The 17,693-nt window shown below is 71.9% G+C and carries 15 protein-coding genes and 2 pseudogenes; 6 read left to right on the forward strand and 11 right to left on the reverse strand.

Translation table 11 applies throughout. The features are described 5' to 3' along the window. Positions 1–39: 39 nt before the first annotated feature. Together TU30_RS36975 and TU30_RS07945 are read left to right on the forward strand one after the other, a co-directional pair. Positions 40–1,224: a pectinesterase family protein gene (locus TU30_RS36975; RefSeq protein WP_042166348.1), complete on the forward strand. Its 1,185-nt coding sequence runs from the start codon at positions 40–42 to the stop codon at positions 1,222–1,224. Then, a complete protein-coding gene (locus TU30_RS07945) occupies positions 1,221–2,321 on the forward strand; it encodes a dienelactone hydrolase family protein (RefSeq protein WP_078878168.1) in 1,101 nt (366 codons plus the stop codon). The genes TU30_RS36975 and TU30_RS07945 overlap by 4 nt, the downstream gene beginning before the upstream one ends. Positions 2,322–2,343: 22 nt before the next feature. Here TU30_RS07945 and TU30_RS07950 read toward each other — a convergent pair. The 4 genes and pseudogenes from TU30_RS07950 to TU30_RS07965 form a co-directional block, all read right to left on the reverse strand. Then, a pseudogene (locus TU30_RS07950) lies at positions 2,344–3,435 on the reverse strand (glycoside hydrolase family 43 protein); the annotation flags it as partial. A 198-nt stretch (positions 3,436–3,633) separates the two neighbouring features. Then, positions 3,634–4,464 (reverse strand): pectate lyase, encoded by an 831-nt coding sequence (locus tag TU30_RS07955; RefSeq protein WP_042166350.1) that lies wholly within the window; start codon positions 4,462–4,464, stop codon positions 3,634–3,636. Positions 4,465–4,606: 142 nt separating this feature from the next. After that, positions 4,607–5,464, reverse strand: coding sequence for a hypothetical protein (locus TU30_RS07960; RefSeq protein ID WP_042166353.1), 858 nt, complete (start codon positions 5,462–5,464; stop codon positions 4,607–4,609). Then, complete coding sequence (locus TU30_RS07965; protein ID WP_042166356.1) at positions 5,461–6,039, reverse strand: SigE family RNA polymerase sigma factor; 579 nt, start codon at positions 6,037–6,039, stop codon at positions 5,461–5,463. The genes TU30_RS07960 and TU30_RS07965 overlap by 4 nt, the downstream gene beginning before the upstream one ends. Positions 6,040–6,349: 310 nt before the next feature. Here TU30_RS07965 and TU30_RS07970 point away from each other — a divergent pair, with 310 nt between their 5' ends. After that, complete coding sequence (locus TU30_RS07970; RefSeq protein ID WP_042166358.1) at positions 6,350–7,801, forward strand: NCS2 family permease; 1,452 nt, start codon at positions 6,350–6,352, stop codon at positions 7,799–7,801. A gap of 166 nt (positions 7,802–7,967) precedes the next feature. Here the strand turns inward: TU30_RS07970 and TU30_RS38240 are convergent, their stop codons facing one another. Together TU30_RS38240 and TU30_RS07980 are read right to left on the reverse strand one after the other, a co-directional pair. After that, positions 7,968–8,279, reverse strand: a complete 312-nt coding sequence (locus TU30_RS38240) for a GNAT family N-acetyltransferase (protein WP_370626584.1) — start codon at positions 8,277–8,279, stop codon at positions 7,968–7,970. Positions 8,280–8,458: 179 nt separating this feature from the next. Beyond that, the gene (locus TU30_RS07980; RefSeq protein ID WP_042166360.1) at positions 8,459–9,232 is read right to left on the reverse strand and encodes an IclR family transcriptional regulator; all 774 of its coding nucleotides are present in this window, start codon (positions 9,230–9,232) and stop codon (positions 8,459–8,461) included. A gap of 150 nt (positions 9,233–9,382) precedes the next feature. Here TU30_RS07980 and TU30_RS07985 point away from each other — a divergent pair, with 150 nt between their 5' ends. The 3 genes and pseudogenes from TU30_RS07985 to TU30_RS07995 all read left to right on the forward strand — a co-directional run bounded on the left by TU30_RS07985 (position 9,383) and on the right by TU30_RS07995 (position 12,616). Continuing rightward, a complete protein-coding gene (locus tag TU30_RS07985; RefSeq protein ID WP_078878169.1) occupies positions 9,383–10,912 on the forward strand; it encodes an aldehyde dehydrogenase (NADP(+)) in 1,530 nt (509 codons plus the stop codon). 66 nt (positions 10,913–10,978) lie between these two features. Beyond that, positions 10,979–11,390: pseudogene (locus TU30_RS07990) on the forward strand (DsbA family protein); the annotation flags it as partial. A 173-nt stretch (positions 11,391–11,563) separates the two neighbouring features. Then, the gene (locus TU30_RS07995) at positions 11,564–12,616 is read left to right on the forward strand and encodes an aminotransferase class V-fold PLP-dependent enzyme (RefSeq protein WP_042166365.1); all 1,053 of its coding nucleotides are present in this window, start codon (positions 11,564–11,566) and stop codon (positions 12,614–12,616) included. A 113-nt stretch (positions 12,617–12,729) separates the two neighbouring features. On the opposite strand, the gene thpD is transcribed toward TU30_RS07995, so the two are convergent. The 5 genes from thpD to TU30_RS08020 form a co-directional block, all read right to left on the reverse strand. Further along, positions 12,730–13,641, reverse strand: coding sequence for an ectoine hydroxylase (thpD, locus tag TU30_RS08000; protein WP_042166367.1), 912 nt, complete (start codon positions 13,639–13,641; stop codon positions 12,730–12,732). 7 nt (positions 13,642–13,648) lie between these two features. Continuing rightward, positions 13,649–14,047, reverse strand: coding sequence for an ectoine synthase (locus tag TU30_RS08005; protein WP_042166369.1), 399 nt, complete (start codon positions 14,045–14,047; stop codon positions 13,649–13,651). Positions 14,048–14,227: 180 nt separating this feature from the next. After that, positions 14,228–15,499, reverse strand: coding sequence for a diaminobutyrate--2-oxoglutarate transaminase (gene ectB, locus TU30_RS08010; protein WP_042166371.1), 1,272 nt, complete (start codon positions 15,497–15,499; stop codon positions 14,228–14,230). A gap of 88 nt (positions 15,500–15,587) precedes the next feature. Beyond that, positions 15,588–16,094, reverse strand: a complete 507-nt coding sequence (ectA, locus tag TU30_RS08015; RefSeq protein WP_042166373.1) for a diaminobutyrate acetyltransferase — start codon at positions 16,092–16,094, stop codon at positions 15,588–15,590. 363 nt (positions 16,095–16,457) lie between these two features. Next, positions 16,458–17,591 carry an alanine--glyoxylate aminotransferase family protein gene (locus tag TU30_RS08020; RefSeq protein ID WP_042166375.1) on the reverse strand — a complete coding sequence of 378 codons (1,134 nt, stop codon included), beginning with the start codon at positions 17,589–17,591 and terminating at the stop codon, positions 16,458–16,460. Positions 17,592–17,693 lie beyond the last annotated feature (102 nt).

Raw genomic sequence — 17,693 nt, forward strand, 5'->3', positions numbered from 1 at the left:
GCCCCGGTCCGCCCGGTCCCGTACCGAAGGAGCATCCGCATGCCCTCGCCCCACGGCCGTCCGCTGCCGTCGTCCCCGCACACGTCGGTGCCCGTCTCCCGGCGGGGCCTCCTGCTCGCGGGCGCCTCGGCCGCCACCGCCACCGCCACCGCGCTCGCCCTGGCCGCCGCCCCCGCGCAGGCCGCCCGGGCCACCGGTCACCCGCGCCGCCCGTTCGGCCGGTACGGCTCGCCCGCCGACCGCCTGACCCCAAAGACCCTGTACGTCCACCCCGGCGGTGCCGGCGACTTCACCTCCGTCCAGGCGGCCGTGACCGCCGCGACCGGCACCGGACGCGTCCTCGTCCTGGCCCCCGGCACCTACCGTGAGACGGTCTCCGTGGAGGCCGACCGCACCGGCATGACCTGGATCGGCGCCTCGCACGACCCGCGCGACGTGGTCATCGTGTACGACAACGCGGCCGGCACTCCGAAGCCGGACGGCTCCGGCACCCACGGCACCTCCGGCTCCGCGACCACCACCGTGCGCCCCGACGGCTTCACCGCCCGGTGGATCACCTTCGCCAACGACTGGCTGCGCACCGACCTCCCCGGCACCAGCGGCACCCAGGCCGTCGCCCTCAAGGTGCAGGGCGACCGCAGTGCCTTCACCCACTGCCGGTTCCTCGGCCACCAGGACACCCTGTACGCCGACTCCCTCTCCCGGGACACCTTCGCCCGCCAGTACTTCTCGCACTGCTACGCCGAGGGCGACGTCGACTTCGTCTTCGGCCGGGCGACCGCCGTCTTCGCACACTGCCACTTCCGCACCCTGACCCGCCCGGACCTGACCGGCGCCCCGTACGGCTTCGTCTTCGCACCCTCCACGGCCGGCGCCAACCCGCGCGGCTACCTCGTCACGCAGAGCAGGGTCAGCAGCGAGGCGCCCGACGGCTACTACAAGCTGGCCCGCCCCTGGGTGCCCAGCTCCGACCCCACCGCCCGCCCGATGCTCACCGTCCGCGACACCCACCTCGGCCCCGGCATCGACGCGGTCGCGCCCTGCACCGACATGGCAGCCGGCCATCCCTGGCAGGACCAGCGCTTCGCCGAGTACCGCAACAGCGGTCCCGGTGCCGCGGTCACCGTCCCGGAGAACCGGCCCCGGCTCACCCGGGCCCAGGCCGCCGCCCACACTCCCGGGGCCTACCTCGGCGACTGGCACCCCCGGCCGGCCGCGAAGTGACCTCCGCCCCCGCCCGCATCCCTGTCCCGGGCCCGCCCGGCCTCCACCGGGCGCTCAAGGACGACCTGACGTTCCCCCTCGCCTGGGGCACCTCGCCCGTCCGGGACTTCGACGCGTGGCGGCGGGCGGCCCGGGACAAGGTCGAGGACCTGCTCGTCGTGGACGACCAGACGGACACCCCGTACGCACCCGAGTTCACCGCGGGCCCCGCCGGAAGCGGGCAGGAGGACGGTTGCACGCGCGAGGTGGTGACCCTCTCCCTCACCCGCTACGGCAGGGTCCGCGGCGCGCTGCTCACCCCGCGCGGTACCGGCCCCTTCCCCGCCGTGCTGCTCCTGCACGACCACGGCTCCCGCTTCGACATCGGCAAGGAGAAGTGCGTCCGCCCCTGGTACGACGACACCGGCACCCGTCTCGCCTCCGCCGAGCAGTGGGCCGCGCGGCACTTCGGCGGACGCTTCGTCGGCGACGAACTCGCCCGGCACGGCTACGTCGTGCTCTGTCTGGACGCCCTGGGCTGGGGCGAGCGGGGGCCGTTGGCCTACGAGCGGCAGCAGGAACTGGCGAGCAACCTCTTCCACCTCGGCTCCTCGCTCGCCGGGCTCCACGCCCGCGAGGACCAGCGCGCCGCCGCCTTCCTGGCCGGCCTCGAGAGGGTGGACGCCCGCCGGGTGGCCGCCCTGGGTTTCTCCATGGGCGGCTACCGGGCCTGGCAGGTGGCCGCGCTCAGCGACCACATCGCGGCCGCGGCGAGCGTGTGCTGGATGACCGGGCTGAAGGACATGACGGTGCCCGGCAACAACACGCTGCGCGGGCAGTCGGCCTTCCACATGCTCCACCCCGGCCTCACCCGGCACCTGGACATCCCCGACGTGGCGAGCATCGCCGCACCCCGGCCGATGCTGTTCTTCCACGGCGGGCTCGACCCGCTGTTCCCCGCCGACGGCGTGCACACCGCGTACAGCCGGCTGCGTACCGTGTGGCGTTCACAGGACGCCGGCCACCGACTGCGCCTGAAGACGTGGCCGGACCGCGGCCACGTCTTCGACGGCGCGATGCAGGACGAGGTCCACGCCTGGCTCGCCTCCGTCCTGTGACGGCGGCCGGCCCGGACTCCTACGGGTACGCGGCCAGCAGCCGGTCGTACTCCGCCCGCGTCACCGGGACCACCGTGCCGTGCCGGGGACTGGCGGGCAGCCGGTAGGCGGTGGACGGGGTCCAGCGGCCCGAGGCGAGGTCGGTCGTCTCGAAGGGGAGGTAGCCCCGGCCGCCGTACTCGTCGATGAACAGGTACCACTTCTCCTCGGTGTTGGACTTGAACACCGTCGGCCCCTCGCCCCGGCTCATCGCCCCGCTGCCGATGCAGTCGGCGACGAAGGTGTACGACGTCGAGGCCAGGTCCGCCGACTTCTCGCCGGTGATGAACTTCGAGCACGGGGAGCCGGAGGACGGCTCGCGCTCGTCCTTGGTGTACCGGTAGTAGGTGCCGCGGTGCTCGACCACCGTGGAGTCGATCACCGAATAGCCGGGATCGTTCCAGATCTTCGGCTCGCTGAAGGTGCGGAAGTCCCGCGTGGTCGCGTACAGCATCCTGTTGTATGTCGATCCCGTGTGGCCGGGGTCGTCCGCGGCGTACAGCTTCGACGCCCAGAAGACGACGTACGCGTTCCGTGACGCGTCCCAGTAGGCCTCGGGCGCCCAGGTGTTGCCGGCGGTGCCGGGGGAGACCCGCACCAGGCGCTGGTCGGTCCAGTTCACCAGGTCGGTGGACTCCCACACCATGATCGACTTGCTGCCGTGCCGCTGGACCTCGTCCCAACTGCCGCTGCTTCCTCGGTACATCCGCAGGTCGGTGGCGATCAGGTAGAACCTGTTGCCCTCGGGGGAGCGGATCACGAACGGATCGCGCAGCCCCTTCTCCCCGATCGTGGAGGTCAGCACCGGCCGGCCGCCGTTCAGCTCACGCCAGCTCAGCGCGTTGTTGCCGCGGCTGAGGGCGTAGCGGATCTGCTCGCCGTCGGCGGTTCCCTCACCGGTGAAGTAGGCGAAGAGGTATCCGGCGTAGGAGGCCTGGGGCACGGGTGGGGCTCCGGATCGCGCGGCGCCGGGCCCGGCGGTGAGGAGGGAGACCAGCAGGGCGAGCAGGAGCGCCGGGAGGGCGGCGACGGACAGGGGGCGGGGCAGGAGCGTGCGGGCGGGCCGGGGAGGCATGGCCCCTCCTGTGGGAGTGTGGGGGATTCTGTTGGAGTCGGCCCTGGGAGTGCCACCGGCTGGTGGGGCCCCGTCAACCGGCGTGGACGGGGTGGCGGGGTCGAAAGGTTTCGCCGGTTTTCGCCGACGTCCCGCGGGCACCGCGGACGCCCCGGCGGGAGTTCACCCGCCGGGGCCCCGGTCATGTGCTCGGCAGGGTCACTTGTAGGTGATGTCCGAGTCCGAGAACTTGCAGTACTTCCCGTCGGCGCCGGAGCCGAGGTCCTTCGGCTCCTTGCCCGTGTTGCTGCCCTGGTAGCGGGTGCAGGTCTTCATCTTCTTCTTGCTGTCCCCGTGGATGCGGATCTGCGACAGCGTGGCGGTGTCCCCGTAGTTGGTGTTGATGCCGACGACCGACTTGCCGGGGGCCGTCAGGTCGATGTCCTTCAGCACGATCGTGCGCTTGTACTGCGTCTTGCAGTTGCCGCAGGAGCGCACCAGCTTGCCGAAGTCCTCGACCTGGAAGCCGCTCACCGTCAGCGTCCCGGCGCCGTTGAACTGCAGCACCTTGTCGTCGGCCTTCCTCGCGCCGCCGCCGATCACCCTGTACTGCGCCGAGGACGACGTGCCCTTGAAGCTGGCGGCGTCCTCGCCGACGTCCAGCCACCACACGTTCTGCAGCGTGCAGCTGCCCTTGCAGTGCACGCCGTCGGCGGCCGGGGTGCCGATGACGACGTTCTTGAGCGTGGCACCGTCGGCCAGCTCGAAGACCGGGTCCTGGCCCTCGTCCTGGCCGTCGCCGCCCAGGTCGCCGGTGCCGTAGTACTTCTTCATGCCGCCGTCGAGCACCCCGGAGACCGGGACGGTCTTCGGCACCGGCTTGCTGCCGGTGTCCGAGGGCCACGAGGAGGCGGCGCTCGCGGTGGACAGCATCGTCGAGGTGAAGATCGCCGCACCCGTGACGCCGAGCGCGGAGACCCCGGCGATCACCGCCCGCCTCCTGCCGGTCCGGCGGCGGTGGGAGGCGGGCTGTTCGGCTCGTGCAGTCATGCTCGTTCCTTGCGTGAGGAGAATCGTTTCGCCTCTTGGTCGCCGCACGGTGGGAAAGAGTTGCCGCGACCGGGGAGGTTTTTTCCGGCTCCTCCTCGGCCGCCGTCGCCCCGCCGGTGAACGGCGTGACGTCCCCCGCACGTCAGTCGTCCTGGGCCGCGAAGTCACCGCCCACCAGGAGCTGTCCGGAGCCGGTGGCGGCCGTCGCGGTGTAGGTGTCGGCCCCGGCGTCCCGCCCGCCGCGTGCGTGGTCGTACTGCCCCGCGAAGACCCACTCGCCCGGCGCGATCGTGCGGCCCTTCCTGAGGGTCCAGGTGTAGACGACGAAACCGTCCCGCTCGTCGGTGGTCAGGCTGAAGTCCTTCTCGGGCAGGGAACGCCAGGCCCCCGTGGGAAAGACGCCTCCGGTCTGCGCGATCCGCAGTTCCACGGTGAGCGCGGTGAGCCGCTCGGTGGTCTTCAGGGTGACGTTGCTCTGCGCCCAGAACTCGTTGCTGTGCCGGTCCACCGAGCCGTCCGACCACAACGGCCCGTCCTCGACGCCCCGGGGCTGTCGAGCGGTCCCCGGTGTCTCCGTGGCGGGCGTTCCCGTCCCCGGCGTCCGGGCCGGTGGCGAACCCGGCCCGCCGGTCCCCTCCGAGGTGTCCGCCGACGGCTCCGCCGGCGGCAGGGGCGCCCGGCTCGTCGCGTCCGGTGACGGTGTGGGCCCGGGCGTCGGCGAGACCGCCACCTGCCGCTGCGCGGGCGGCTCCTCCTCCGTCACCACGGAGGCGACCGCGAAGCCGCCCACCGCGAGCACTCCGGCCACCGCGGCCGTCGTGCCCGCCACCCGGATCCATCCGAGCACCGGCGGGCGGGTCGCCCGGCGGTCGGGCCGGGCCGGGCGGGCCATGCCGCGCTCGACCCGGGCCAGGATGCGCTCCCGGTCGGGCTCGTGCTCCCCGGCCACCTCGTGCAGCCGGGCACGCAGCTCGTCGTGCACGTCCCGCCGCATCGTCATCGGTCCCTTTCCGTGTCCTCGCCGGCGGGCCTTCCCGGACGCCCCGCCGCGGCGTGCACCCTTCGTGGCACCTCCGCCGTGCCCAGCAGCCGCTGCAGTTCGGCCATTCCCTTCGAGGTCTGGCTCTTCACCGTACCCACCGAGACACCCAGGGCGAGCGCGGTGTCCTTCTCCGACAGGTCGAAGGCGTGCCGCAGTACCACACACGCACGCTTGCGGAACGGCAGCCGGCGCAACGCCTCCCGCACATCCACGACCCCCGCGACGTCCGGGTTCTCGACCCGTTCCTCGCGCTGCGACCAGAACAGGGCGATCCGGCGCCGCTCACGCACCGCGCTGCGTATGCGGGTGCGTGCCAGATTGGCGACCACGCCCCGTGCGTACGCCGCCGGATGGTCGGCGGCGCGCACCCGGTCCCAGCGGTGCCACAACGCCAGCAGGGCGTCCGCGGCCAGGTCGTCGGCGGTGTCCGCCTCGCCCGTCAGCAGGACGGCCAGCCGCGAGAGTTCGGCGTAGTGACGCTCGAAGAAGGCGTGAAACTCCACGGAGGCGGCGTCGTCGATGAGCGTGCCCACGGGCCACCTCCCCTTACTGCGGGTTCGGGGCCCAGGAGCCCCGGCATATGACGGTGTGTGTCATGTAGATGGCATGTGAACGTCCGGAGCGGGCCGGGCGCGGGATCCGGAGCGTAGCAGTGATCATCCACGGGTCCGTCTGGAGGGTCGAACGGTGCACAGCGGGCCGTCACCCGAATCCGTAACACGCAGCACACCTGAACGCGGCCCGCCCCGGGCACAATCCAGCCAGCATCCGCCCGGGTGCCACTCAGGCACCGCCGTCACCCGTGATGGCCGACGACCACTCAGGTATCGAGGAGCCTTCGCCATGTCCGACTCGCAACAGGTGGCCGACAAGCCGGCCTCCCCGCCCCCCGCGGGGAACACCGTCGACCGGTTCTTCCGGATATCGGCGCGCGGCTCCACCATCGGCCGGGAGATACGCGGCGGCTTCGCCACGTTCTTCACCATGGCCTACATCCTCGTCCTCAACCCGCTGATCCTCGGCAGCGCGAAGGACAAGTTCGGCGAACAGCTCGATCCCGTCCAGCTCACCACCGCCACCGCCCTGGTGGCCGCCGTCATGACGATCGTCATGGGCGTCGGCGGAAACCTCCCTCTCGCGCTCGCCGCCGGGCTCGGGCTCAACGCCGTCGTCGCCTTCCAGGTCGCCCCGCTGATGAGCTGGGACGACGCGATGGGCCTGATCGTCCTGGAGGGACTGCTCGTCTGCGTGCTGGTGGTGACCGGCCTGCGCGAGGCCGTCATGCACGCGATCCCCCAGGCGCTGAAGCAGGCGATCGGCGTCGGCATCGGCCTGTTCGTCGCCTTCATCGGCTTCGTCGACGCCGGGTTCGTCACCCGGGTCCCGGACGCCGCGAACACCACCGTGCCCGTTCAGCTGGGCGGCACCGGAACCCTCGCGGGATGGCCGATGCTCGTCTTCTGCACGGGCGTGCTCCTGACCGTCGCCCTGCTGGCCCGCAAGGTGCGCGGCGCCATCCTGGTCAGCATCGTGGTCATGACCCTGGTGGCCCTCGTCGTCCACGCCCTCGCCGACGTCCGCACCTGGGGACTGACCACGCCCGAGTGGCCCGACTCGGTGGTCTCCGCCCCCGACTTCGGCCTCATCGGCGACTTCAGCCTGTTCGGCGCCTTCGGCCGGGCCGGCGTCATCACCATCGTCCTGCTGGTGTTCACCCTGGTGCTGTCCGATTTCTTCGACACCATGGGCACGGTCGTCGGTGTCAGTGCCGAGGCCGGGCTGCTGGACGAGCAGGGCAAGGTGCCCCACCTCGGCCGGGTGCTGCTCATCGACGGTGCCGCGGCCGTCGCCGGCGGCGCCGCCTCCGCCTCCTCGGCGACCTCCTACGTCGAGTCGGCGGCCGGTGTCGGCGAGGGCGCCCGCACCGGGTTCGCCAACCTGGTCACCGGCGGGCTGTTCGCCCTGGCGCTGTTCCTCACCCCGGTGCTGACCATCGTCCCGCTCCAGGCGGCGGCCCCCGCGCTGGTCGCCGTCGGCTTCCTGATGATGACCCAGGTCAGGCACATCCCGTGGGACCGGTACGACATCGCCGTCCCGGCCTTCCTCACCATCGCCGTCATGCCGTTCACCTACTCGATCACCAACGGCATCGGAGCCGGCTTCGTCGCCTACGTGCTGATCCAGTCGGTGCTGGGCAGGGCGAAGGAGATGCACTGGCTGCTGTGGGGGACCTCGGCACTGTTCCTGGTGTACTTCGCGATCGACCCGATCGAGCAGATCCTGGGCGTGGGATAGGCCGTAGGGCAGGACCGGCTTGCGCGGAAGGCGACGGGCCGCCCCCGGGGGGAGGGGGGCGGCCCGTCACCGGTACAGACGGCTGCCCGGCCGGAAAGGTTCAGCGCCTCGGCGAACGCGTCGCACGAGACCCGCCGCTCGCCGACCGGGCGCAGGGGAAAGCCGTTCAGCCGGCCGGCACGACGGCGAGGGCGGGTCCGTCGGTCCCGGCGCCCCGGGGCGGCGCGTACCTGGTCTCCCGCGCGACGACCCGGAAACCGCACTTCTCCGGGACCCGTGGCGGCCCCGCGTCGCCGGCGGCCATACGCGTGTGCGGCGGACGCTCGGTCACCTCGGCCGGCAGGGCGCGCAGGGCGGCGGTGGCGACGCCCCTGCCCCGGTACGCCCGGTCGGCCCGGTACGTCGCCTCGCGCTCGCCCGCAGTCCCGTACACCACCGTGTGCCCCACCACGTCGCCGTCGCGCGGCACCGTGCGCACGACGGCGTCCGGCGCGGTGCGAAGACGGGCCCGGCGGGTCTCGAAGGCCTCCCGGCGGGCCGGGTCCTCGGCGGTGAAGGCCGCCGTTCACAGCGCCTCCGGGGCGTTCGACTGCCGGTGGAGGACCGGCAGATCACTGTCGTGCACCGTGCGCAGGGCGACCTGTGGGCCGGCCGCGGTCAGAGCCTCCGGGTGGCCAGCGTCAGCCGGTCGCGCGCGTCGAACAACGCGTCCTTGACCATCTGCTCGTGCGCGGGGGTGAGCCGGGCGACCGGCACCGAGCAGCTGATCGCGTCCCGTGCGGGTGTGCGGTACGGGATCGCCACACCGAAGCAGCGCAGCCCCAGCGTGTTCTCCTCGCGGTCCACCGCGATGCCCTGCTCCCGTACCTGGTGCAGTTCCTCGATGAGCTTCTCCCGGTCGGTGACCGTGTGCTCGGTGAGGGCGGGCAGTGGCTGGGGGAGCATCTTGCGCACCTGCTCGTCCGTGTACGTGCTCAGCAGTGCCTTGCCGAGCGACGTCGAGTGCGCGGGCAGCCGGCGGCCGACCCGGGTGAACGGGCGCAGGTAGTGCTGCGACTGCCGGGTGGCCAGGTACACCACGTTGGTGCCGTCGAGCCGGGCGAGGTGGATCGTCTCCGTGGTGTCGTCCGACAGCCGGTCCAGCGTGGGCCGGGCCGCCGCCACGACCTCGTCCCCGTCGATGTACGACGTGCCCACGAGCAGTGCCCTCACGCCGATGCCGTACCGCGTGCCCGTCGAGTCCGTCTCCACCCAGCCGAGGTCGACGAGGGTGCGCAGCAGCATGTAGAGGCTCGACTTGGGGTACCCGACGGCTTCCTGGACCGCCGCCAGGGAATGCATGCCGGGGCGCCCGGCGAAGTACTCGAGCAGTTCAACGGTCCGCACCGCGGACTTGACCTGCGCGCCGCCGCCCGTCTCGCCAGCCGACATGCCCTTGACCCTTCGTTCGACGAGAAGCTGAAGTTATAGTCTCCAACAGCCTATTCATCATCAGAGACAGCGTTCAGTATATAGAACACTCCTGGTGGACGACGTACATACTGCGGCATTGCAAGCGGCAGTCAAGCGGAAGGACTCGCGGTGGCAGCAGCACCAGTCTGGAGTGTCGACCCCCGAACCGGGAAGCAGCGGGAACAGGTCGCGGTGGAGGCCACGGCCCAGGAGGTGGACGCCACGGTCCGGGCCGCCCACGAGGCGCGGGGCGCGCTGGCCGACCGGACCGTGCGCTCCTCCTTCCTGCGCTCGGCCGCCGACGAACTCGAGGCGGCCAAGGACACGCTCGTCGAGGTCGCCGACGCCGAGACCGCTCTCGGCCCGGTCCGTCTCACCGGCGAACTGGCCCGCACCTGCTACCAGTTGCGGGCCTTCGCCGACATCGTCGACGAGGGCGCCTTCCTCGGCGTCGTCATCAACCACCCCGACGACACCGCGACCCCGCCCGTCCCGGACCTGCGCCGCTACAAGGTCCCGCTGGGCGTCGTCGCCGTCTACTCTGCCTCCAACTTCCCCTTCGCCTTCTCCGTCCCCGGCGGCGACACCGCGAGCGCCCTCGCGGCCGGCTGTCCCGTGGTCGTCAAGGCCCACCCCGACCACCCCGGCCTGTCCGAGCTGGCCGCCAGGGTGCTGCGCCGGGCGGCGGCCCTGCACGGCATCCCCGAGGGCGTGCTCGGCCTGGTGCACGGCTTCGAGGCCGGCGTCGAGCTGGTCCGGCACCCGCTGGTCGCGGCGGCCGGCTTCACCGGTTCGGTACGCGGCGGCCGGGCCCTCTTCGACGCGGCGGCCGCCCGCCCGGTCCCCATCCCGTTCCACGGCGAGCTGGGCTCCCTGAACCCGGTCCTCGTCACGGAGGCCGCCGCCGCCGAGCGCGCCGAGGCGATCGGCGCCGGGCTCGCCGGGTCGATGACGCTCGGCGTCGGCCAGTTCTGCGTGAAGCCGGGGCTCGTCCTCGCCCCGGCGGGCGCGGCCGGCGACCGCCTGGTCAAGTCCCTGACCGACGCCGTCAGCGACACCGACCCCGGTGTCCTGCTCGACCACCGCATGCGCGACAACTTCGTCGCCGGGGTCGCCGAGCGGGCCCAGCTGCCCGGCGTGGAGTCCCCGGTGACGCCCGGCGCGGGCGGCGAGCACACCGTCAGTGCCGGCTTCCTCACCGTCCCGGCGAGCAGGCTCGCCACGGAGGGCGAGCACGACCTGCTCCTGGAGGAGTGCTTCGGCCCGGTCACCGTCCTGGTCCGCTACGAGGACGACGCCGAGGTCCGCTCCGTCCTCTCCCGCCTCCCCGGCAACCTCACCGCCACCGTCCACCTCTCCGAGGAGGAGGGCGCGGGCCGGGGGCGGGGCGCGGAGATCCTCGGCGAGCTGACCCCGCTCGCCGGCCGGGTGCTGGTCAACGCCTGGCCGACCGGTGTCGCGGTCGCCCCGGCCCAGCACCACGGCGGCCCCTACCCGGCGACGACCTCCACCTCCACCTCGGTCGGCGGCACCGCCATCGAGCGCTGGCTGCGTCCCGTCGCCTACCAGAACAGCCCGCAGGCCCTCCTGCCGCCGGAACTGCGCGACGACAACCCGCAGGGGCTGCCGCGCCGGTTCAACGGCCGGCTGGAGCGCTGACCGCGCACGGCAGGCAGCCGCAGGGGCCCGTCCGGCACGACCCGCCGGACGGGCCCCTCGCGGTCCGCCCGGCCCTTCGACATGCACCGCCTGCTCCACTTCGCCCGCGAGAAGGGACGTCAGGTGGAGCTTCTCGACCTGCTCCACACGGCGAACTTCGCCGAGGAGCGGTCCGTGTTCGGCGACGACGACCGCCTCCTCGAACTCGCCACCGCCACCGGCCTCGGCACCGGCGCAGCCCGACCCGCAGGCGTACGCCGCCGAGGTGCGCGAGGACCAGCGGGAGGCCGCGGAACTCGGCGCGCGGGGCGTGCCCTTCTTCGTCCTCGACCGCACGTACGGAGTCTCCGGCGCCCAGCCCGCCGAGGTGTTCACCCAGGCGCTGACCCGGGCCTGGGGCGAGCGGACGCCGCTGAGGACCGTCGAGGGTGACGCGGCGGCCTGCGGTCCCGACGGCTGCGCGGTCCCGCAGACCTGAACCGGCCGCGCCCACGATCCGAACCGGCCGTGCCCCCACCGCCGATCCACGCCCGGCAGCGCTGCTGCCTTCGTTCGTCCTCGCAGGTCAGGGCGTACTCATAAGGGTTCCTTCGCGGTTCCATGCAGAACAGGCCGATGGACGGGGAGAGCCTGGGACCGCAGAGTGATCCCATGGAGACCTTCGAGCATCTCGTCCGTGCCGAGTTCACCCCGAAGAACACCTTCCTGAACACCGCCGCCAACGCCCTCCTGCCCGCCCGCACCGTGACCGCCCTCGAGGGTGCCGCGCGACTGAGGGCCGAGGGGGGTCCGCTGGATCCGCTGTACGACGACGTCGAGGCGAGCCGGGCCGCGTACGCCCGGCTGGCCGGCGTCCCCGTCGAGCGGGTGGCGGTCGGGGCGACCGTCACCCTGTACACCGGGCTGATCGCGGCCTCACTGCGGCCGGGGGCCGAGGTGATCACCGTCGAGAACGACTTCGCGTCGGTGCTCAACCCGTTCCACGTCCGCGGCGACCTCACGGTGCGGGCCGTGCCGCTGGAGCGGCTCGCCGAATCCGTCGGCCCCGAGACCGCTCTCGTCGCCTTCAGCGCCGTGCAGTCCGCCGACGGCCGGATCGCCGATCTGCCCGCGCTGCGCGAGGCGGCCCGGGAGCACGGAGCACGCACCTACGTCGACTTCTCCCAGGCGATCGGCTGGCTGCCGGTCGAGGCCGGTGCCTTCGACTACTCCGTCACCATCGTCTACAAGTGGCTGCTGGGCCCGCACGGCGGAGCCTTCCTGACCGTACCGGAGGACTTCGGGGACCTGGTCCCCGTACAGGCGGGGTGGGCCGCGGCGGAGGAGCCCTGGAACAGCTGCTACGGACCCGTCGCCGAACTCGCCCGCTCCGCCCGCCGGTTCGACGTGAGCCCCGCCCTCTTCACCTACGCGGGGCTGCGGAGCTCACTCGAACTCGTCGAGGAGATCGGGGTGGGCGCCGTCCACGCCCACGACGTGGCCCTCGCCGACCGCTTCCGCGCGGGGCTCGTCGCGCGGGGCCACGGGCCCGTGGACTCGCCCGGTTCGGCGATCGTGTCCGTGCCGGGCCTGGGCCGTCTCCAGCCGGAGTTGAGCAGGGCGGGCCTGGCCCTGTCCGACCGGGCGGGCCATCTGCGGGCGTCCTTCCACCTCTACAACACCCCGGCGGACGTGGACCGGCTGCTGGAGGCGCTGCCCGGCTGAGCCGGCCCGCGCCCACGGCAGCGGGCCGGTGCCTCCCGTCCCACACGAGGAGGCCCGGCCCGCGGTCATGGCCTCGCCGGCCCGTTCACGCCGGCGAGCTCACGCCGATGTGCTCACCTCACCGGAGTGAAGTCCCGGGCCCCGATGTAGTCGGGCCGCCGGACCGGCGCCGCGAACGGCTCCACGGCCGTGTTGTCGACGCTGTTGAACACGACGAACACGTTGCTGCGCGGGAACGGCGTGATGTTGTCCCCGGAGCCGTGCATGCAGTTGCAGTCGAACCAGGTCGCCGAGCCGGCCCTGCCGGTGAACAGCTTGATGCCGTACTCGGACGCCAGCGAGGTCAGCCCCTCGTCGGAGGGCGTGCCCGCGTCCTGCATCTGCAGCGACTTCTTGTAGTTGTCCTTCGGCGTGGCCCCCGCGCACCCGAGGAACGTCTTGTGCGACCCCGGCATGATCATGAGGCCGCCGTTGGTGTCGAAGTTCTCGGTGAGCGCGATCGACACGGACACCGTCCGCATCCGCGGCAGACCGTCCTCGGCGTGCCAGGTCTCGAAGTCCGAGTGCCAGTAGAAGCCACTGGCCCCGAAACCCGGCTTGACGTTGATCCGCGACTGGTGGACGTAGACGTCGGAGCCGAGGATCTGCCGGGCCCGGCCGACGACGCGTTCGTCGCGCACGAGCCGCGCGAACACCTCGCTGATCCGGTGGACCTCGAAGACGGACCGGATCTCCTTGGACTGCGGCTCGACGATCGACCGGTCGTCGGCCCGGATCGCCGGGTCGGAGACCAGCCGGTTCAGTTCGTCCCGGTAGACGGCGACCTCGTCGTCGGTGATCAGCTGATCGATGGCGAGGAAGCCGTCACGCTCGAACGAGCCGAGGTCGACCGGAGCGATCGGGCCGGGGGCGTCGGGGGCGCCCCAGACGACCGGGTCCTGCCGAGGGGTGAGCACCTCGGTGTGGCCCCGGGTGGGATAGAGGTCGGGGACGTGTGTCTGGGTACTGGTGGTAGCGGTGGTCATGGAAACCTCACACCTCCTCGGTGAGCAGCGGGTATACGCCGTTCTCGTCGTGGTCCTCCCGTCCGGTGACGGGCGGGTTGAAGACGCAGAGGCAGCGGAAGTCCTTCTTGACCCGCAGCGTGTGCTTCTCGTGCCCGTCGAGGAGGTACATCGTTCCGGGCGTGATCGTGTGCGTCAGCCCGGATTCGTGGTCGGTGAGTTCTGCCTCGCCCTCCACACAGACGACGGCCTCGATGTGGTTCGCGTACCACATCGATGTCTCCGTACCGGCGTACAGGACGGTCTCGTGCAGGGAGAAGCCCACGTTCTCCTTGGCGAGGACGATGCGCTTGCTCTCCCAGGTACCGGACGCGGACTTCACGTGCCGGTCGGTACCCTCGATCTCCTTGAAGGAACGGACAATCACGGTGCTGCGATGCCTCCTCGGTGGTGGTGCTGGTACTGCCTGCGGGCCGTCCGGGTCCCGGGCCGAGGCCCGGGACCCGGACGGTTCAGCAGACGATTCAGGTGGTCACCCTGGTCCGGGTGGCCCGGATCGGCCGGATCATTCCGGCGGTCCTCCGGGCGGTCGGGGCGGTCGGGGCGGTCAGGCGGTCTCGCGGACGGCGCGGGCCAGCGTGGTCAGTCCCTCGTCCAGCTCTTCCGGGGTGATCGTCAGGGCCGGGAGCAGCTTGACGACCTCGCTCTCCGGGCCGGACGTCTCGATCAGCAGCCCGAGCTCGAAGGCGCGCGCGGCGATGCGCCCGGCCCGCGCCTTGTCGTGGAACTCCATGCCCCACACGAGCCCGCGACCGCGGTACTCCTTCACGTCGGCGGGGTTCTCCTCGGCGATGGCGGCCATCGCCTGCTCGACCTGCTCGCCGCGGGCGCGGGTCTGCTTCTCCATCGCCGACCCGTCGGCCCAGTACGCCTCCAGGGCGGCGGTCGCCGTGACGAAGGCGGGGTTGTTGCCGCGGAAGGTGCCGTTGTGCTCGCCCGGCTCCCAGACGTCCAGCTCGGGCTTGAACAGGCACAGCGACATCGGCAGTCCGTAGCCGCTGATCGACTTGGACACCGTGACGATGTCGGGCGTGATGCCGGCCTCCTCGAAGGAGAAGAAGGCGCCGGTGCGGCCACAGCCCATCTGGATGTCGTCGACGATCAGCAGCATGTCCTGGCGTTCGCACAGCTCGGCCAGGGCCCGCAGCCACTCGGTCCGGGCGACGTTGATGCCGCCCTCGCCCTGCACGGTCTCGACGATCACCGCGGCGGGCTTGTTGAGGCCGGAGCCCTGGTCCTCCAGCAGCCGCTCGAACCACAGGAAGTCGGGGACCTGGCCGTCGAAGTAGTTGTCGAACGGCATCGGTGTGCCGTGCACCAGCGGAATGCCCGCGCCGGCGCGCTTGAAGGCGTTGCCGGTGACGGCGAGCGAGCCCAGCGACATGCCGTGGAAGGCGTTGGTGAACGAGACGATCGCCTCGCGGCCCTTCACCTTCCGGGCCAGCTTCAGCGCCGACTCCACGGCGTTGGTGCCGGTCGGGCCCGGGAACATGACCTTGTACGGCAGGTCGCGCGGACGCAGGATCCAGTTCTGGAGGGACTCCAGGAACACGCGTTTGGCGGTGGTCGACATGTCGAGCCCGTGCGTGACGCCGTCCCGCTCCAGGTAGTCGATCAGGGCTCGTTTCAGTACGGGGTTGTTGTGGCCGTAGTTGAGTGATCCGGCTCCGGCGAAGAAGTCGAGGTACTCGTGGCCGTCCTCGTCGTACATGCGGCTGCCGTGCGCGCGGTCGAACACGGTGGGCCAGCCGCGGCAGTAGCTGCGTACCTCGGACTCGAGGGTCTCGAAGACGCTCAGATCGGGCTGGGTGATGGTCACGACGAATCGCTCCTCGGTGGCGTGGGAGGTCAGAGGGAGTCAGGGGGAAGCGGAGTGACGCACGGGCCCCTGCGCGCGGGGCCGGCGGTCAGGGGGAGAGGGGACCGATGCGGTACAGGACCTCGGGGTCGTGCGGCCCGTCGGGGAACTGCTCCGCCTCGAACAGCACCTCGCGCTCCAGCCGGGCCCCGTGGCGCTCGGCGAACGCGGTGAACAGGCGCTCGGACGCGGTGTTCCCCGGTGTGATGGTGGTCTCCACGGTGGTCACTCCGTGTTCCGCGATGGTCCGTGCGACCAGACCGTCGAGCAGAGCGGCGGCCAGGCCACGGCCGCGGTGCGTCTCGTCCACCGCGACCTGCCAGACGAGCAGGGTGTGCGGGCTGTCCGGCCGTACGTAGCCGGTGACGAAGCCGATCGGCTCCCCGCCGGCGTCACGCGCGACGGCGGATGTGGCGGCGAAGTCCCGGCACCACAGGAGATAGCTGTACGACGAGTTCAGGTCGAGGGTTTTCGAGTCCCTTGCTATCCGCCACAGCGCGGCTCCGTCCGCCAGGGCGGGGCGGTCGATTTGCGGGTCTGCTTGTGCGGCAGTCATGTGAATTGAACTTACCCAGGTAAATTCGAAATTGCATCGGCTGCCGGGGTTACCTGAGCGACTCGTCTATGTTATCGCGCGGGCGTGAGGCCGCAAGTGGAAGCCTGGCGGAATGCCCCTTTTTGGGTAGTACTTAAGCCGCGAAGCGGACACTTTGTGGAGCCGGTCACAAGTGTGTAACTCCCGTGAGGGCGGCCCGGGCGTGCTGCTCCCGCCTGCCCGAATCGATGTGTTTACGCTTCAAAAAAGCGGGCAGAAGAAGATGGGAAGCTGCCCTGGAAAGTAATATTGAAATAAGCGGGAGAAGAGGGAGGGGAATACCCCTCGAGGGCTTCTGGTAATCCCATGGAATTCACGCTCCGGTTACTCGCCCGCCGACTGCCCGGACCCCGGTCGGTGCCAGCCGCGGTCGGCGGCCCGCAGGGCCCCGGGTACGTCCACCGTCAGGCCCTGATCCGCCAGCGCCGTGCCCAGGGCCGTCAGGCTCGCCCGGACCGCACCCCGGGTCGCGTCGGGGCCGTAGTGGTTGACGCGGATCATCTCGCCGGCCAGTGCCCCGCCCCCCGCGGCCAGGGGCGGCGCAGGGTCCACGGCCAGGGCGCGCGCCACCAGACCGGAGGCCACCGAGCCCGACGGGGCCCGCAGGGTCGTGGCGACCGGGGCCGCCTGGGCCGCGTCGTGGACGTACGGCTCCAGGCCGCCGCCCAGTGCGAGTGCACCCGCCCGGGTCGCCGCCGCGGCCGCCGCGTGCCGTGCCGTCACCGCGTCCAGGCCCACGGCCTCGATACGCTCCACGCACGCCTCCAGCGCCAGCATCTCCAGTTGCGCCGGCGCGTGCGGCAACGCCGTGCGGCCCCCGTCGATCCAGCGCTGCTTCCAGTCCAGCAGGGACAGGTACGAGTGACGCGGTGCCCGCGGGTTCGCCGCCATCCGGGCCCATGCCCGCCCGCTCACCGACACCGCCGACACGCCGGCCGGGCCGCCCATCGCCTTCTGGGCCCCGATCACGCACAGATCCACACCCCACGCGTCCGGGAGCACCGGCTCCGCCCCGATCGACGCCACCGCGTCCAGGTAGAACAGCGCCCCGTGCGCCCGCACCGCCTCGCCGATCTCCGCGACCGGGTTGGTGTTGCCGGTGGCCGCCTCCGCGTGCACCAGGGAGACGAAGTCGATCTCCGGGTGCGCGGCGAAGGCCTCGCGGATTTGCCCGGCCGTCACCGCCGTGTGGAACGGCACCGTCAGGTCGATCACCGTGGCGCCGCAGTCCCGCAGCCAGTCGCCGAAGGTCTGCCCGTACGGGCCCGTGACGACGTTCAGCGCGGTCGTGCCGGGTCCGGCGGCCGCGCGGATCGCGCCCTCCAGCGGCAGCAACGCCTCGCCCTGCATGATCACGACGTCCTGCGTGGTGTTCAGCAGCCGCGCCACACCGTCCTCGATCGAGGCGAAGTGTGCGGTGCTCAGCGGGGCCAGACCGAGGAAGGGGTGGGTGCTCACGGGGGTGCTCTCCAGATCGCGGCTCTACGGGTTCCGACGGGCTCGAGCGTATCCGGCCCCCCGGAGGGCAGCCCGGCCCGGCGTCCGAGGGCCCGGCCCGAC

Source organism: Streptomyces sp. NBRC 110035 (assembly GCF_000829695.1).
GTDB lineage: Bacteria > Actinomycetota > Actinomycetes > Streptomycetales > Streptomycetaceae > Streptomyces.

Excerpts from the sequence above, each read along its gene's own strand:
- TU30_RS36975 (WP_042166348.1), top strand. The coding sequence starts at position 40 with ATGCCCTCGCCCCACGGCCGTCCGCTGCCGTCGTCCCCGCACACGTCG.
- TU30_RS07955 (WP_042166350.1), bottom strand. The coding sequence starts at position 4,464 with ATGACTGCACGAGCCGAACAGCCCGCCTCCCACCGCCGCCGGACCGGC.
- TU30_RS07960 (WP_042166353.1), bottom strand. The coding sequence starts at position 5,464 with ATGACGATGCGGCGGGACGTGCACGACGAGCTGCGTGCCCGGCTGCAC.
- TU30_RS07970 (WP_042166358.1), top strand. The coding sequence starts at position 6,350 with ATGTCCGACTCGCAACAGGTGGCCGACAAGCCGGCCTCCCCGCCCCCC.
- TU30_RS07980 (WP_042166360.1), bottom strand. The coding sequence starts at position 9,232 with ATGTCGGCTGGCGAGACGGGCGGCGGCGCGCAGGTCAAGTCCGCGGTG.
- TU30_RS07995 (WP_042166365.1), top strand. The coding sequence starts at position 11,564 with ATGGAGACCTTCGAGCATCTCGTCCGTGCCGAGTTCACCCCGAAGAAC.
- thpD (WP_042166367.1), bottom strand. The coding sequence starts at position 13,641 with ATGACCACCGCTACCACCAGTACCCAGACACACGTCCCCGACCTCTAT.
- ectA (WP_042166373.1), bottom strand. The coding sequence starts at position 16,094 with ATGACTGCCGCACAAGCAGACCCGCAAATCGACCGCCCCGCCCTGGCG.